This window comes from bacterium, assembly GCA_031082185.1.
In the GTDB taxonomy this organism is placed as follows: domain Bacteria; phylum Sysuimicrobiota; class Sysuimicrobiia; order Sysuimicrobiales; family Humicultoraceae; genus VGFA01.
Map to the genome: position 1 here is coordinate 192,914 of JAVHLI010000005.1, position 15,090 is coordinate 208,003.

General features: G+C 64.5%; 14 protein-coding genes. 9 read left to right on the top strand and 5 right to left on the bottom strand.

Translation table 11 applies throughout. From position 1 onward, the window contains the following. Positions 1 to 45: 45 nt before the first annotated feature. The 4 genes from RDU83_07070 to argF are packed head-to-tail and all read right to left on the bottom strand — an operon-like array spanning position 46 to position 4,623. The gene (locus RDU83_07070) at positions 46 to 1,230 is read right to left on the bottom strand and encodes a serine/threonine protein kinase (GenBank protein MDQ7840774.1); all 1,185 of its coding nucleotides are present in this window, start codon (positions 1,228 to 1,230) and stop codon (positions 46 to 48) included. Between the two features lie 50 nt (positions 1,231 to 1,280). Beyond that, positions 1,281 to 2,621, bottom strand: coding sequence for a cyclic 2,3-diphosphoglycerate synthase (locus tag RDU83_07075; GenBank protein ID MDQ7840775.1), 1,341 nt, complete (start codon positions 2,619 to 2,621; stop codon positions 1,281 to 1,283). A gap of 45 nt (positions 2,622 to 2,666) precedes the next feature. Further along, entirely contained in the window at positions 2,667 to 3,590 is a 924-nt protein-coding gene (gene arcC, locus RDU83_07080) for a carbamate kinase (protein ID MDQ7840776.1), read from the bottom strand. A 31-nt stretch (positions 3,591 to 3,621) separates the two neighbouring features. Continuing rightward, a complete protein-coding gene (gene argF / locus RDU83_07085) occupies positions 3,622 to 4,623 on the bottom strand; it encodes an ornithine carbamoyltransferase (protein ID MDQ7840777.1) in 1,002 nt (333 codons plus the stop codon). 667 nt (positions 4,624 to 5,290) lie between these two features. Here argF and RDU83_07090 point away from each other — a divergent pair. The 8 genes from RDU83_07090 to RDU83_07125 all read left to right on the top strand — a co-directional run bounded on the left by RDU83_07090 (position 5,291) and on the right by RDU83_07125 (position 13,540). After that, on the top strand, positions 5,291 to 6,487 hold the full coding sequence (locus RDU83_07090; protein MDQ7840778.1) for a hypothetical protein: 1,197 nt from the start codon (positions 5,291 to 5,293) through the stop codon (positions 6,485 to 6,487). 149 nt (positions 6,488 to 6,636) lie between these two features. Beyond that, positions 6,637 to 7,917 carry an extracellular solute-binding protein gene (locus tag RDU83_07095; protein ID MDQ7840779.1) on the top strand — a complete coding sequence of 427 codons (1,281 nt, stop codon included), beginning with the start codon at positions 6,637 to 6,639 and terminating at the stop codon, positions 7,915 to 7,917. Between the two features lie 21 nt (positions 7,918 to 7,938). Further along, positions 7,939 to 8,865, top strand: a complete 927-nt coding sequence (locus RDU83_07100) for a sugar ABC transporter permease (protein MDQ7840780.1) — start codon at positions 7,939 to 7,941, stop codon at positions 8,863 to 8,865. Then, on the top strand, positions 8,865 to 9,692 hold the full coding sequence (locus RDU83_07105; protein MDQ7840781.1) for a carbohydrate ABC transporter permease: 828 nt from the start codon (positions 8,865 to 8,867) through the stop codon (positions 9,690 to 9,692). Before RDU83_07100 ends, RDU83_07105 begins: the two co-directional genes overlap by 1 nt. Before the next feature lie 17 nt (positions 9,693 to 9,709). Beyond that, positions 9,710 to 10,690: an amidohydrolase family protein gene (locus RDU83_07110; protein MDQ7840782.1), complete on the top strand. Its 981-nt coding sequence runs from the start codon at positions 9,710 to 9,712 to the stop codon at positions 10,688 to 10,690. A 61-nt stretch (positions 10,691 to 10,751) separates the two neighbouring features. Beyond that, positions 10,752 to 11,225 carry a helix-turn-helix transcriptional regulator gene (locus RDU83_07115; GenBank protein MDQ7840783.1) on the top strand — a complete coding sequence of 158 codons (474 nt, stop codon included), beginning with the start codon at positions 10,752 to 10,754 and terminating at the stop codon, positions 11,223 to 11,225. Continuing rightward, entirely contained in the window at positions 11,222 to 12,166 is a 945-nt protein-coding gene (locus tag RDU83_07120; protein MDQ7840784.1) for a carbohydrate kinase family protein, read from the top strand. Before RDU83_07115 ends, RDU83_07120 begins: the two co-directional genes overlap by 4 nt. 27 nt (positions 12,167 to 12,193) lie before the next feature. Further along, positions 12,194 to 13,540 (top strand): 6-phospho-beta-glucosidase, encoded by a 1,347-nt coding sequence (locus RDU83_07125; protein ID MDQ7840785.1) that lies wholly within the window; start codon positions 12,194 to 12,196, stop codon positions 13,538 to 13,540. Between the two features lie 22 nt (positions 13,541 to 13,562). Here the strand turns inward: RDU83_07125 and RDU83_07130 are convergent, their stop codons facing one another. Beyond that, entirely contained in the window at positions 13,563 to 14,054 is a 492-nt protein-coding gene (locus RDU83_07130; protein MDQ7840786.1) for a hypothetical protein, read from the bottom strand. Positions 14,055 to 14,147: 93 nt separating this feature from the next. On the opposite strand from RDU83_07130, the gene RDU83_07135 reads away from it, so the two are divergent. Continuing rightward, positions 14,148 to 15,089: a MurR/RpiR family transcriptional regulator gene (locus RDU83_07135; protein ID MDQ7840787.1), complete on the top strand. Its 942-nt coding sequence runs from the start codon at positions 14,148 to 14,150 to the stop codon at positions 15,087 to 15,089. The last annotated feature ends 1 nt before the right edge of the window (position 15,090 follow it).

A 15,090-nucleotide genomic window follows, 5' to 3' on the forward strand; every position in this document is an offset into this window, starting at 1 on the left:
GGGTGGAGCCCGGGCGCCGGGACCCACCCTGCCGGCAGGATTCCTCTAGTAGCCCTTCACCTGCTTCGGGAAGTAGTCCTCGCACCCACCCTCTCGGTAGACATCCAGCGTCGTGCAGTGCAGGGCGCCGCCAAACGGGATCACCTTCTCGTAGGGAATCGGGACCACCTCAAACCCCAGCTTGTTTAGCTGGTCGCAGTACGCGGTCTCGTGCGCCTCGACACAGACCGTCTTAGGGTCGATCGAGAAGGTGTTCATCGAAATCCACGACTTGCCTTCATACAGCCCTGTCAGGTAGACCTTGTTCTTGTGCACGTAGGTCGGCCTAGCCGCGGGGATCAGCTCCCAATCGTTCTTCTTGAACAGTTCCCACAACTCGGGTGTGCGCGGGGCCCAATCGGGATTGTACATGCACAGGCCCGGCCGCAGCGGCACGAGGTTCACGTCAATGTGCCACGGATGGTAGTTGTTCGGCTTGTCGGCCTCCTTAGGGGTGTCGAACAGCACATGATGCAACCGCAGGCCGAGCGAAGCAAACATGCGCTTCAGCCAGTCCATGCCGCCCTTATTCGTCACGCACGAGCCCTGGTGGAAGACGTCTTTGCCGAACCGCATGGCATCGGCGGCATCCCAAAGGGCCTCCTTCTCGCTCAGCTGGAACTCCCAGTTGTGCAACCTCTGCCGCTTCTGCTCGTCCGTCCAGACGTTCTCGAAGTCGTAGTAGTAGTTCCGGACATAGGACTCGTCGGTGAGCATCGGCATGGGTGCCGCGAAGTGAACAACCTCGGGATCCTCCTTGAAGTACCGCTCAAAGATCGGCCGGAGGTTGTAGCGCTCATAGATGCGGGAACGGCGGACGGTCGTGGCTTCAATGATGTAGTTGCCGTGAATCACGGTGACGTCGCGGACGTTGTTGACGCCGTGCGCGTTCATCTGCACCCAACCCAACGGCGACGGAAGCGGCTTGTTCAGCATGAACGGCTGAATGTCCACCCGCTCGACGATGGCGCCCCGCTTCTCAATCTGTGCCACAAAGTAGTCCATCTGCCCGTTGGCCGCGTCCACCATCTCCTGCGGGAACGGTCCCCACGATCCCAGCGGATACCCACCATGCGGGAGGTCGTACCACCAGGCCGGCTCCGGAGCGGGAACGTTCGTGCCCTCAGGCCTTCCAACGATCACCCTCTTCAGCGGGTCCCACTCGTTCCAGGAATTCACGATCTTTGGCATTGCTTCTCTCCTCCTGTTGTTGTGGCTTCAGCGCGACATCTGCCGGCCTTCTAGACCAGTCCATGCTTCTTCACGAAATCATCCACGACGCCCGTAAGGTTGGGGCGGCCGATCTCCTGTAGGTCGTAGTAGACGCGCGTCGCGGGCTTCTTGATCTTGATGATGCGGCTCAAGTCGATCGGCGTTCCTATGACCACCGAGTCGCAGTCCGTCCTGTTGATGGTGGTCTCCAGGTCCTTGAGCATCTCCTGTCCATACCCCATTGCGGGAAGGAGAGTCCCGATGTCCGGATAGGTCTTGAAGGTCTCGATGAGCCTACCCGTGATGTATGGACGCGGGTCCACAAGCTCGGCTGCGCCGAACTTCTGGGCGGCAACCACGCCTGCTCCGATCTTCATGTGCCCGTGCGTCAGGGTCGGGCCGTCTTCAACCACCAGCACCCTTTTGCCCTTGATCACCGAGGGATCATCCACATCGATCGGTGAGGCGGCGTCGATGACAACAGCATTGGGGTTCACGGCGGCAATGTTTCTCCGAACCGTTGCCAGGCCCTCGGGACCGGCGCTGTCCACCTTGTTGATCACGACCACGTCGGCGAGCCTCAGCGTGACCGCGCCAGGCCAGAAGCTCATCTCGTGTCCCGGCCGGAGGGGATCAACGACGGTCACGTTCAGGTCGGACTTGTAGAACGAGAAGTCGTTGTTGCCGCCGTCCCAGAGAATCACATCGCAGCCCCTGGGATCCTTCTCGGCGGCCCGCAGGATGGCCTCGTAGTCCACCCCGGCGTAAACAACGTTGCCGCGAACCACATGGGGTTCGTACTCTTCCATCTCCTCCACCGTGCAGTTGTGCTTCTCGAGGTCGGAGAGATCAGCAAACCGCTGCACCTTCTGGGCAACAAGATTGCCGTACGGCATGGGATGGCGAACGGCCACGACCTTGAGGCCCTTGGCCATCAGCAGTTCGATGATCCTGCGCGACGTCTGGCTCTTGCCCGCCCCAGTGCGCACGGCGCCCACTGAAACTACCGGCTTCGTACTCTTGATCTGGGTGTCCTTGGGACCCAGCAGCACGAAGTTGGCACCGGCCGCCTGCACGATGGCCCCGACGGTCAAGACGTGCTGGAAGGACACATCACTGTAGGAAAAGACGCAGTCGTCCACCTTCAGGTCCTTGATCAACGAGGGAAGATCTGATTCCGAATAGATGGGAATGCCGTTAGGGTAGAGCGCGCCTGCCAGCTCCCCGGGGTACTTCCTGCCCTCAATGTCCGGAATCTGGGTGGCAGTGAAGGCGACTACGTTGTAGTCCTTGTTTCCCCTGTAGTACGTGTTGAAGTTGTGGAAGTCCCTTCCCGCTGCGCCGATGATTATTACGTTCTTCCTTGCCATCTCTTCCCTCCGTTTCGACTGTCTCACATATCTCTGAAGTGCGGCCTACACTGCGATCTCGGTCCCTGCCTGCCCGGCTACCGCCTTGTCGATATCATCCAGGTGGCAGATGACGGCCCTACCTCCGGTGCTCTCCACGAAGCCCAGGAGTGCCTCGACCTTGGGCCCCATCGAGCCAGCGGGGAAATGGCCTTCCTGAACGTATCCTTTCATCTCTTCAAGAGAAACCTTGCCCAGCAGCCGCTGCTCGGGCTTTCCCCAGTGGATGGCCGCGCCCTGGACATCCGTGGCAATGATGAACAGGTCCGCCTTGATCTTCTGGGCAAGCGTGGAGCTCGCAAGATCCTTGTCGATCACCGCCTCTACGCCGCGTAGGCTACCTCCCTCTCTGACGACCGGGATTCCGCCGCCGCCGCAGCAGACAACAATGTAGTCGTTGTCCACGAGCTGCTTGATCTCGCGGTGCTGAGTGATGGCCAACGGCTTGGGCGAAGCGACCACGCGCCGGTACCCTTTGTCGGTCTTGACCATCATGTAGGGCCGCCCGGCTGCCTCTTCCTCCGAGTAAAAGGGACCGACCGGCTTGGTAGGGTTCTTGAACAGCGGATCGTTCTGGTCCACCTCAGTGAAGGTCAGAACAGTAATGAAGAAGCGATCTTCACCCGCCTCCGCCAATGCCGCCTCTAGAGATGACTCGATCAGGTAGCCGATCTGACCCTGCGTCATAGCCCCTACGACGTCAAGCGGCATCGCCGGAACTTCCCTGCAGCTCTCCTGTTGCAGCAGGAGATTGCCGGACTGCGGTCCGTTGCCGTGGCTGATTACGACCCTGTAGTCTCTGGAGAGCTTGACAATCTCCCTTATGGGTAGCCTGAGGTTCTCCAGTTGCTCCTCTGCTGTGCCCTTCTGCCCCTTCTGAATCAGTGCATTACCACCAAAGGCAATCAACACGACCGGCTTCCTGCTCATGAGCTTCCTCACGTCCTCGGTATGGTAAGAGCTAACTCCCTAGGGTGGCGACCATCACGGCCTTGATGGTATGCACCCGGTTCTCGGCCTCATCGAACACGACCGACGCGCCGGACTCAAAGACCTCGTCGGTCACTTCCATGGCCTCCAGGGCGAACTTCTGGTAGATCTCCTCGCCGATCTTGGTCTCCCGGTTGTGAAATGACGGCAGGCAGTGAAGGAACTTCACGTTCGGGTTGCCGCTCTTGTCCATGACCGCCCGGTTGACCTGGTAGGGTTTGAGGAGGTTGATCCGCTCCTTCCAGACTTCCGCCGGCTCTCCCATGGAGACCCAGACGTCCGTCGCGATGAAATCGCATCCCCGCACGCCCTCATCCACATCCTGGGTAAGGGTGATCCTGCCCCCCGTCTCTTTGGCGATCTCCCTTGCCTGTTCCACCAGTTGAGGATTCTGCTGGAGACTCCGGGGCGCGACGGATCGGAAGTCCATGCCCATCTTGGCGGCTCCCACGAGGTAGGAATTGCCCATGTTGAACCGCGCATCCCCGAGGTACGCGAACTTGATCTGGCTCAGGGGCTTGTCGCTGTGTTCCATCATGGTGAGCAGGTCGGCCAGGATCTGGGTGGGATGGAACTCGTTGGTCAGACCGTTCCAAACAGGCACGCCCGCGTGCTTGGCCAGGTCCTCCACTATCTGCTGGCCAAACCCCCTGTACTCGATCCCGTCATACATTCTCCCAAGAACCCGAGCCGTATCCCGAATGGACTCCTTGGAGCCCATCTGAGAGCCCGTGGGCTCGAGATAGGTCACGCTGGCGCCCTGGTCATATGCCGCGGTCTCAAAGGCACAACGGGTTCGCGTGGAGGCCTTCTCGAAGATCAGAACTATGTTCTTACCCTTGAGGCGCTGCTGCTCTGTTCCCGCGTAGCGGGCCTTCTTCAGATCCAGCGAGAGATCCAGCAAGAACCTGATCTCCTGAGGTGTGAAATCGAGTTCCTTAAGGAAACTCCTGTTCCTGAGATTGAAGGCCATGTCTTGACCCCTCCCAATAGACGACTTACTTCCTTAGTCAGGCAGTATGACGCTTAGATTGTACTGCGTAAAGGGCTTAGGGTTTCTGGGGGGGGCCGCAGGCCAAGCTGTGCTGCAAGGGCCTGGGATAAGAGGTGGAGCCGTAGTGCGCATGGAGGGTGCTTCTTGTGAATCGGTGGGGACCTACTAACGAGGTGCGCGACTCAGGATAAGCGGGATGGGGGAGAACAACCTGCCGGTGGAGTACCGCCCGATCAAGAAAATCCAGGAAATCCAAGGAACTCTCTATCGGTGTCATCGTCGGTCTCGGCACAATCCTCGCCAGTGGCCAGAACCCGCGCATCAGGTTGCGATCTGATTTGGTGCGTCGCATTCGACAGCACGCACCTGGGTTCCTGCCTGCCCGGCAGCGCACGGGACCGTTGCGGAGGTGTTGGCCGCTACAGGAGGTTGACGACCGCACCACGGCGTGCTATCTTGCCCTTCGAACCAACTCCTTTAAGGAGCCGTCCTGCGAGACGGACAAGGAGGAAGCGATGACCAATGACCGCATGTTCCGCCCGCCGCGACGGCGGGCGTTTTGCTGCCGCCGCGCGGCGGCGTCCACAAGACACCTCCCAACGACTGTTCCAATACCAGAACATCACATAGGAGAGTGGCATTGACCATGGATACCCGTATGGCCACGGTGGAGCACGGCAACTGGGACCGAACGCTCGAAGCGGCCGCCCGCTCTCTTGGCGGCTGGCTGAATGCCCACACGCACCTGGATCGGGCCAACACCTTCGCCCCTGAGTTTCTGCAGCACGCCAACATAGACCCGATGGGCGCGGCAGGCCTGTCGCTTCCCGTGAAGCAGATCCTGGTGGGCGAGCTCCACAAAGGCCTAGCCTACACTTCCGACAGCCTCTACGAGCGCATGCGGGCCGAACTGGAGCGGATGGTGGCGATGCACGTGCGGGAGGTGATCTCGTTCGTGGACGCCACTCCTGACATCGGCCTGGTCGCGATCGAGCAGGCGGTGCGGCTGCGCGAGGAGTTCCGGGACCGTCTGGTCCTCAAGATCGCGGTTTCGCCGATCTTCGGCTTCAAGAACCCGAAGATCAATCCCGACCGGTGGGATGTATACAGGCAGGCGGCAGAGATCGCCGACGTGCTGGGCGGTCTGCCTTCCAGGGACCGCGGAGACAGTCGTGTTGGCTTCGACGGGCATGTCCGTATGGTCCTGGAACTCGGGAAGGCGCTGCGCAAACCAGTGCACTTCCAGGTGGACCAGGACAACGACCCCAGGGAAGCGGAGACCGAGCAGCTCGTGCAAGCGGTCAGGTGGCTCGGATCGCCGGCAGTGGACGGAGAAGACGGCCCGACGGTGTGGGCGGTGCACGCCATCTCGCCATCGTGCTACGAGGAAGGCCGCTTCCAGCGCCTGGTTGAGGACCTGCTGGCCTACCGCGTGGGTATCATCTCGTGCCCGACGGCGGCGCTGTCCATGTTCCAGATGCGGCCCATGGCGGCGCCCCTGCACAACTCCATCGCCCGGCTGCTGGACATGATGGTCGCCGGCGTGCCGGTGCGCATCGGTACCGACAACATCTGCGACATCTTCATCCCCAACGGCGACGGCAGCGTGCGCAGCGAGGTGTGGGTGGCGGCCTCGGCGCTGCGGTTCTACCAAACTCTCGTCTGGGCGAAGATCGGCGCCAACGTGCCCCTAAACGAAGGCGATCGGGAGTGGATTCGCCAGGCCCTGCAGCGGGCGCGTGACACCTGGGCAACCGTCCGGGCGGCGCTGGCACCCGCGATCTCAAACGGGGACCACCAGGACCGCGTCGCGGACAGGGTACACTTCGCGGTTGCGCGGTAGAGGCCGGCCGTACGGCCGGCCATCGCAACAAAACCGCGCAGAGGAAACGGGTTCCGCCGGCCTGAAGAGTACCACCCAGGGGACGGCGGCGCGGTTGCCGGCGGGGAGCCGGTGCCGCCGCGACCAGTTCCTTTGAGGAGGTTCCAACCTTGAATAGGATCTGGACTGCGATCATCGTCGGCGCCCTGGTCCTGGCACTACCGGCCGCGGGGATCGGCCAGCCGCGGGTGACGATCACCTACTGGCAGTACTTCTTCGAGAGCAAGGTCAAGCTTGTGGACCAGCTCATAGCCCAGTTCGAGACCCAGTACCCCGGCGTCAAAGTCGCCCACGAGCACTTCCCCTACGACGCCTACAACCAGAAGGTGGCCAGCGCCGTTCCGGCCGGACAGGGCCCGGACGTGATCAACCTGTTCTACGGCTGGGTGCCGCTCTACGTGGACAGCGGCTACCTGCAGTCGCTGCCGCCCGATGCATTCCCGCCTGTGCAGATCGAGCGCGACTACGTCCCAATGATCAAGGCGTCGAAGCTCGACGGAAAGTACTGGGCGATCCCGACGGCGGTGCGCAGTCTGGCCATGTTCTACAACGCCGACCTGTTCCGCTCGGCCGCGGTAGTGCGGCCGCCGGTTACCTGGGAGGAGTTCCAGGCGGCCGCTGAGCGGATGACCGCGCGTGACGACCGCGGCCGGATCACCACGATGGGCTTCGGCGTGGCGCCCTCCGGACAGGACCACCACCTGCTGCGCGAGGTACTGTTCCGGCAGTGGGGCGCCGCGCCGTACAGCGCCGACAACCGGCGCGTGACCTACGCAACGCCTGCCGGGGCCGAGGCCCTGCGCTGGTACACCGAGATGATCACCAAGTCCAAGGTAGGCGCCATTGACTTCTTCCCGGGCGCCGGTGGGTATCGCAACGCCTTCATGGCCGGCCGGGCAGGGATGATCGTTGACGGCTCCTTCGCGATCGGCGCGATCCGGCGCGGGACACGGGCCTCCTGGGGCGTCGCACCGCTGCCCGGGCGCACGGTAGGCGGGGCGCCGTCCAACTTTGGCTCCTACTGGGTCCACGGTCTTACCACGCGCGCGCAGGGGCCGCGCCGCGAGGCGGCGATTCAGTTCCTGAAGTTCCTGGTCTCAGAGCAGACGCAGCGGCTGTGGCTGGACGCGGTGGGTGAGCTCCCGGCCTACAAGCGGCTTGTGGAGGATCCGCGCCTGGGCGCGGATCCGGTGATGGGTCCGTTCGTCTCGGCGCTGCCCTACGCGCGCGCCACGTTCTTCGTGGACGAGGCGGCACAACGGCAGGTGCTGGTAGACGCGGTCAACGAGGTGGTTCTGAACAACAAGCCCCCCAGGCAGGCGCTCGAGGAGGCAGCGGCCAAGGAACAGAAGATCCTCGACGAGTTCTGGGCCAAGCGCAAGCGGCCGTAACCCGGTCGTCGCGCAGGCGGGATGGCTACTCAGGTCACCGCGGCGCGTCCACTGCGGCGCGGGTTGCGCATAGGACAGCAGCGGGCACTGTGGGCCTACCTGTTCCTGGCGGTCCCGCTGCTGTTCTTCGCGGGAATCCGGATCCTGCCGGCCATCTCCTCGCTGTACATCAGCGTCCACGAGTGGAACATCATCTCGCCGGTCCGTCCGTACGTCGGCCTGGCCAACTTCCAGACCCTGGCCGCCGATCCACGATTCGCGCGTGCCGCCATCAACACGGTGCGTTACGTGCTGGTGGGGATCCCGGCACAGATGGTCCTGGGCCTCGGGCTGGCGCTCCTGCTGCAGCGAATCGTCAGGTTTCGTGGGCTTTTCCGGGCCCTGTACTTCATGCCGTTCATCACGCCCATCGTGGCGGCAAGTTGGGTGTGGCAGTGGATGTACTCGGTGCATCTCGGCCCGCTCAACAAGATCCTGCAGGGGATGGGGCTGCCCGCCCAGGGGTTCCTGCGCGACCCCGGCCAGGCCCTTTTCGCCGTCGCGGCGATGGTTGTCTGGCAGTACCTCGGGTTCCAGGTCGTCATCTTCTTGGCCGGCTTGGAAGCGATACCACGCGTCTACTACGAAGCCGCTGAGGTAGACGGCGCCACCGGCTGGCGGCTGTTCTGGCGCATAACGTTGCCACTGCTCAACCCGACCTTGGTTTTCTCCATGGTGTACAGCACGATTGTCTACCTGCAGCTATTCACGCAGGTGCTCAACATGACTTTCCAGGACCAGGGCGGCCCGCTGGCCAGCACCCTCACGCTGGTGCTCTACGTCTACCAGCTCGGGTTCCAACGGTTCAAGATGGGCGAGGCCGCGGCCGCGACCGCCATCCTGTTCGTTGTCATTCTCACGATCACCTTGCTGCAGATGAAGATCCTCTCCAAGCCGGTGGAGTACTGATGACCGGGCGCGCGGGGGGAGATCCGCGGGTTGTGCTCAGTTACCTGATCCTGGCCGCTGGGAGTCTCGTTGTGGCCTTTCCCTTCTTCTGGATGGTCGCCAGCTCCCTGAAACCGCTGGCGGAGATCTTCGATGTGCGCTTCCTGCCTACGCAGCCCACGCTCGAGAACTACGCGGAGGTGCTCACGCGCACGCAGTTCCCGCGGTGGTTTGCCAACAGCCTGATCATCGCACTCATAACCACGGTAAGCGTGGCCTTCTTCGATGCGCTGGTCGGCTATGTGCTGGCCAAGCTCAAGTTCCCAGGTAGGGACCTCATCTTCGTGCTCATCTTGGCCACCCTGATGATCCCCACCGAGATGCTGGTGATCCCGTGGTACATCATGTCCAGCGCCAACGGGTGGATCAACACCTACTGGGGAATCATGTTCCCGGGACTGATTACCGCCTTCGGCATCTTCCTGATCCGGCAGTTCATGTCGGGCGTGCCCGATGAGCTGCTGGACGCCGGGCGCATAGACGGCGTGGGCGAGTTCGGGCTGTTCTGGCGGATCGCCCTTCCTCAAGTCAGGCCGGCGATGGCGGCGCTGTGCATCTTCACCTTCCTGGGCAACTGGAACGCGTTCCTGTGGCCGATGATCGTGATTCAGACTCCGAACATGCGCACCCTGCCGGTCGGGCTCGCGCTCTTCTCCGGCGAGGCGGGCTCGTCGTGGAACCTGATAATGGCAGGATCGGCCCTGGCGATCATTCCGGTCCTGCTGGTCTTCCTGGTGCTGCAGCGGCAGATCATCGAGGGGATCGTCCTTACTGGGCTCCGAAATTGAGCGGAGGAGGAAAGCCCATGCCTGGGCCCGCGACCGGACTCCCGATACCGGTGCTCGACTTCCACGCCCATTTCCCAGCCAGGCCGCCCTCCGCCCACGCAGATCCCGTGCGGGCCGAGTACGTTCGGCGTCACGGCGAGACCAGGTGGGCCATGGTCCAGAAGTGGCTGGAGGCCGACCTGGCGGCCTGGCGCGCGGCCTGGGGGTTCCCGGAGCCGGAATCCGAGCCCAAAGGTGGTGACGCGGAGACGGCGGCGCGGTGGGCACAGGAGGTGGAACGCCACGGCCTGGCGCGGGTTGTCTTCGTGACCGGCGGAGGGAACGACCGGCTGGCCGCGGTTGTGGGCAGCCGCCCCGACCGTTTCCTCGGATTCGCGCACCACGATCCCTTTGCCACGGGCGCGGCCGCCGAGCTGGAGCGGGCGGTCGTCCACCTTGGGCTGCGCGGATATAAGATCATCGCCCCCCTGCACAGGCAGCGGCTCGACGACGATCGGCTCGCGCCCCTGTGGGAAGCCGCGGAGCGCTTGGGGATCCCGGTGCTGGTGCACTTCGGCCCGCTCCGGTACCAGGGCATCGTGACCGGGCCCAATATCAGCCCGCTCGTGCTGCAGGACGTGGCGCGGGGGTTCCCATCCATCCCCTTCGTGGTCCCGCACCTGGGATGTGGCTACCCGCGCGAGCTCCTCCACCTTATGTGGGTCTGCGGGAACGTCTGCGTGGACACTTCCGGCAGCAACGAGTGGATGCGCTGGATGCCCTACGACCTGGATCTCAAATCACTGCTCAGGAGGTTCCTGGATACCGCGGGCGCGGAACGGATCATCTTCGGCTCTGACTCCTCATGGTTCCCGAGGGGGTTCGCGCGCCGGTACCTCGACGAGCAGTTCAGGGCGTGCTGCGAGCTCGGGGTCTCGGATGATGGCCTGCGCCTGATCTTCTTCGGGAACGCCGCCAGGCTACTGAGCCAGGAAGGAAGCGCGGGGGTGGCCGGCTAACCCTGCGGTAGTGAAGCCGACACCACCATAGCGCCGACGGGCAGCGATAAGGAGGCACGCCATGCGGGCACGGCTGGAGTTCGGTCGGGCCATCGAAACCCTGCGGGCATCCAAGAACCTCTCTCATCGGGAGGTCGCCACGCTGGCCCGGATCTCACACTCGTATCTTTCTCAGATCGAGCGGGGGCTCAAGCGCCCGTCCACCGACATAGTCACCAAGATCGCGCGGGCGTTCGGTATGAAGGGAAGCGCATTTCTCCAGTATGTGGAGGAGCTCTCCGCCCCGCTGCCGGAGGAGGAACCACAGGCCCGGGCAGTGCAGCTCCCCCTGAAGCGCGGACGGCCCCTGGCGCTCTTCTCCAACGACCAGGCGGGAGCGGCCAGGACTGGGCGCCGGCGCCGCAGCCCGTCGGTCGCCGAGGACCAGGGAGACCTCTCGCTCAACGAGCTGCTGGTCATAGCCCGGCACCTTACCGAAGGTGACCGCGCGGCGCTGCTGCAAATGGCCAGGCACCTGCTGCGCCGCAAAGCATGAGACCATCAATCAAGGCCGTGCCGCCCGAGGTCCTCGCCGCGGGCGGCATCTACTGCGACCTCATCTTCTCGGGGCTGGACGCGGCGCCGAGTCTGGGTGAGGAGGTGCGCACGCAGCAGTTCACCATGACCGCCGGCGGCGGCGCCTTCATCACTGCGGCAGGACTGGCGCGCCTGCGCGTGCGTACGGGCCTGGTCGCCTACGTCGGGGCAGATCCGCTGGGCCGCTTTCAGTTGCAGCACCTACGCCGCTCCGGCGTGGACACCTCGCGGGTCAAGCGGCATCCGGAGTTGGGTGCCGGCCTGTCCGTGGCCTTCTCCACCACGGCCGACCGCGGGTTCCTGACATACCCCGGATGCGCGGCCAGAACCGGAGAGTTGCTGGACGCCTGGCCGTGGGACTGCAGTGCGCGGATCAGGCACGTGCACTTCGCCGGCATGCCAGAGCCGTTCGCGGCCCGGCTGCCGTTGCTCGAACGGCTGCGATCCGAGGGGATCACCACATCGCTGGACATCGGCTGGAACCCGGCGCAGTACGACTCGGTGGAGTTCCGTGAGGTAGTGCGGCGCGTGACGATCTTCATGCCCTCCTGGCGCGATGCCCGGTGGTTTACAGGGCGCGAGGAACCGGAGATCGCGCTGGAGGTGCTGGCCGGCTTCGTGGACGTACCCGTGATCAAGCTGGGACCCGAAGGCGCCATCGGGATGCACGAGGGGCGCCTACTGCGGGTCAGCCCGCCCGCCGTCGCCGCAGTGGAAACCACCGGGGCGGGCGATGCCTTCGATGCCGGCTTCCTCTGGGCGTACCTGCGCGGCGAGGCAGTGGATCGCTGCCTGCTGGCCGGGAACACCTGCGGCGCGCTCTCGACCCGGGCGCCGGGTGGAACCGCGGCCTTTCCGACCCTCCGGGAACTGCGCGCCGCGATGGCGACGCGATGCTAGGAGGAGCGCGGTGACGGAAGGGACTCTATGACCCTCACCGTGATCGGCGGCGGGGGCATGCGCACACCGCTCCTGATCGGCGGGCTGATCGCCCGCCGCCCGCGGCTCCCGGTTGAGCGTGTGGTTCTCCACGACTTGGATCCTGAGGCCCTGGAGCTCGTGGCGGCCGTCTCAGGCGCGATGCTGAGCACGGCCGGGCACCCATTCGAGGTCCGAACAACCACGTCATTGGAGGAGGCGCTGGAAGCACCCTCATGGGTCATCACCAGCATTCGGGTGGGCGGCCTGGCTGGCCGCGTGGTTGATGAGCAGGTGCCGCTGGCGTGGGGCGTCGTGGGCCAGGAGACAACAGGCCCAGGCGGATGGGCGATGGCGCTGCGCACGATCCCTGTGCTGGCGGACCTGGCCGGGCGAATCAGGAGCCGCCGGCCGTCCGCGTGGATCATCAACTTCACTAACCCGGCAGGTCTGATCACGCAGGCCCTGGCCGCCGAAGGACACCGCGTCATCGGCATCTGCGACGGCCCGCCTGCCCTGGGAGACCGGATAGCCGCTGCGCTGGGCGCGCAGGAGGCCGACCTGCGGCTGGACTACCTGGGCCTCAACCACCTGGGATGGGTGCGTGGCGTCCAGATCGGCGGCGCCGAGCGCCTGCCCGAGATACTTGCCAGCGACGAGATGATCCGGGCGATCTATGGGAGGCCCTTGTTCGAGCCCGATGAGATCAGACGCCTGGGGCTGCTGCCAAACGAGTACCTACACTACTACTACCACCACGATGCGCTGGTCGGACGCCTGCGCGCCTCTCCGCAGACGCGCGGAGAGGCGATCGGGAGAGTTGCGGCGGAACTGCGCAGGTCGCTTGCGGTAGCCGTCGAGACCGGGCAGGACCCCCTCCCTCACTACCAAGCCGCCATCATGGCGCGACGCTCATCGTACATGGCCGCCGAGACTGGAGTGCACCGCGATCTGGCCATGATGGGAGGGCACGTGGAGGGCGGCTATGCCCGTGCTGCGCTGGGCGTCATCGCGGCGATGCTCGATCCAGAGGCCCGCGAGGTGATCGTCAACACAACGAACCGGGGAGCCATCGAGGACCTGGGGCCGGAGGACGTGGTCGAGGTTCCCTGCCGCATCGGCGCCTCCGGTCCCACGCCCCGGCCGATGGGCCCGCTGCCGGCAGCCGTGCGCGAACTCGTCCTCCGCGTCAAGGCCTACGAGCGTGCCACGGTGGAAGCAGCGGCGCAGCGGTCGTGGTGCGCCGCGGTTGAGGCCCTTGCCATGCACCCGCTGGTCCCATCGTCAGAGGTGGCCTCTGGGATCGCCGAGGAGTACCGGCGGCGGCATTCCCCGTGTTTGGACTACCTCACTTGACGGATCGCTGCGACCACCTGCCCTATCCAGGATGATCCTCATCAATACGCGTCACCCTGAGGACCTCCTGCCATCGGTCAAGACTCGGCCAAGAAAGCGCCAGGGCAGCCAGGCTCAGCACGCACAGTACATTCAAGGCACCACGATCGCCAAAGATGGCAAAGTGAGCCACACCGAGAACCGCCGGCGTAGCGGCCATCGCAACTGCCACCATGGACAGCCCCGCCACTCCACCCACTACCTCCTCGCGTGAACCGGCACGGACATGCCTGCCCGGCGACAGCGCGAGATTCTTCATCCACCAGCCCAGGGCGACGTCGGCCAGCCCCACGGCGTAGAAGATGAGCGCGAGAATCCTCCCGTCCATGTCGGACTCACGCGGCCCGGGCAACAGGACCGGCACCGCAACCCAGATGGCGATCACCATCCCGAATGCGGCCAGACACATCCCGCGCACCAGACGGTGCATCCGGGCGAGCTGCGACTCCGGGTCACGGTGGTTCGGGCTGGTCATCGCTCTCTCTCCCAGGGTGTCGGATACACCGGCGCTCTCTTCTGCACGGCGACCGGCCATCCTTCAGGCACCCCAGGCACCCAGATCTGCGCCATGAAGGGAATTCTGCATCCTTCGTCGTATACAGGCATTGTGCAGAAGGCGCTGCATACACGCTCTCTACCCGAGGCGATTGACGCGGCGTACGCGCGCCTCTCGCCCTCCCAGCGAAAGCTGGCCGAGTACCTGCTCGCCAGCTACGATGACGCGGCCTTCCTGACCTCCACCGAACTGGCGCGGCGCCTCAAGACCAGCGACTCCACGGTCGTGCGTTTCGCCCGGGCCCTGGGCTATCGGGGCTATCCGGCCCTGCGCGCGGCGCTGGCCGACCTGATCCGTGCGGGCAGAACCACCCACAGCGGCCGCATGGCTTCAGCTCTGCAGCGCCTGCGTACGGAAGCGTCCCCTCTGGCCCGGCTGTTGGATCAGGACTTGGCCGCGCTGGGCGAGTTGCGCCGCACGCTGTCGCCCAACCTCATCACCGAGATCGCCCGCCGCCTGCGCGCTGCCCGCACAGTGTACGTACTCGGCCTGGGGATATCGCGATCGCTGGCGCACTTCGTCGCCTTCAGACTGCGCCGCACGGGAATGCACGTCGAGACGATCACACACGGCGGGACCGAGGCCTGGGAGGTGCTGTTCCGCATCTCACGCAGGGATGTGATGCTGGCAGTGGGTTTCTTCCGGGGCTACCAGGACATCGTACGCGCCCTGCGCTACGCGCGGGGCAGGGGAGTGCACACCATCGTCTTCACCGATACGCCCGATTCGCCGCTGGCTGCCCATGCGACGCGCCTCGTCGTGGCCCGTCGCGGGGATCTGGCCGTCGTCAATTCGCTGGTCGTGCCCATGGCCATGCTGAACCTATTGACCGTGGCGGTGGCCCTCCAGATGCCCGACGACGCCGTGGGCAAGCTCCAGGCCTGGGATCGCTTGCGGGCGGTTTTTGAGGACTCCCCGCCGCAGGTTCACGAGGGAAGTCACGGAAACGAGTGAA

What these genes read in the sequence shown, in the direction of transcription:
- RDU83_07070 (MDQ7840774.1), bottom strand. Translation starts at nt 1,230, where the DNA reads ATGCCAAAGATCGTGAATTCCTGGAACGAGTGGGACCCGCTGAAGAGG.
- RDU83_07075 (MDQ7840775.1), bottom strand. Translation starts at nt 2,621, where the DNA reads ATGGCAAGGAAGAACGTAATAATCATCGGCGCAGCGGGAAGGGACTTC.
- arcC (MDQ7840776.1), bottom strand. Translation starts at nt 3,590, where the DNA reads ATGAGCAGGAAGCCGGTCGTGTTGATTGCCTTTGGTGGTAATGCACTG.
- argF (MDQ7840777.1), bottom strand. Translation starts at nt 4,623, where the DNA reads ATGGCCTTCAATCTCAGGAACAGGAGTTTCCTTAAGGAACTCGATTTC.
- RDU83_07090 (MDQ7840778.1), top strand. Translation starts at nt 5,291, where the DNA reads ATGGATACCCGTATGGCCACGGTGGAGCACGGCAACTGGGACCGAACG.
- RDU83_07100 (MDQ7840780.1), top strand. Translation starts at nt 7,939, where the DNA reads ATGGCTACTCAGGTCACCGCGGCGCGTCCACTGCGGCGCGGGTTGCGC.
- RDU83_07105 (MDQ7840781.1), top strand. Translation starts at nt 8,865, where the DNA reads ATGACCGGGCGCGCGGGGGGAGATCCGCGGGTTGTGCTCAGTTACCTG.
- RDU83_07110 (MDQ7840782.1), top strand. Translation starts at nt 9,710, where the DNA reads ATGCCTGGGCCCGCGACCGGACTCCCGATACCGGTGCTCGACTTCCAC.
- RDU83_07115 (MDQ7840783.1), top strand. Translation starts at nt 10,752, where the DNA reads ATGCGGGCACGGCTGGAGTTCGGTCGGGCCATCGAAACCCTGCGGGCA.
- RDU83_07120 (MDQ7840784.1), top strand. Translation starts at nt 11,222, where the DNA reads ATGAGACCATCAATCAAGGCCGTGCCGCCCGAGGTCCTCGCCGCGGGC.
- RDU83_07125 (MDQ7840785.1), top strand. Translation starts at nt 12,194, where the DNA reads ATGACCCTCACCGTGATCGGCGGCGGGGGCATGCGCACACCGCTCCTG.
- RDU83_07130 (MDQ7840786.1), bottom strand. Translation starts at nt 14,054, where the DNA reads ATGACCAGCCCGAACCACCGTGACCCGGAGTCGCAGCTCGCCCGGATG.
- RDU83_07135 (MDQ7840787.1), top strand. Translation starts at nt 14,148, where the DNA reads ATGAAGGGAATTCTGCATCCTTCGTCGTATACAGGCATTGTGCAGAAG.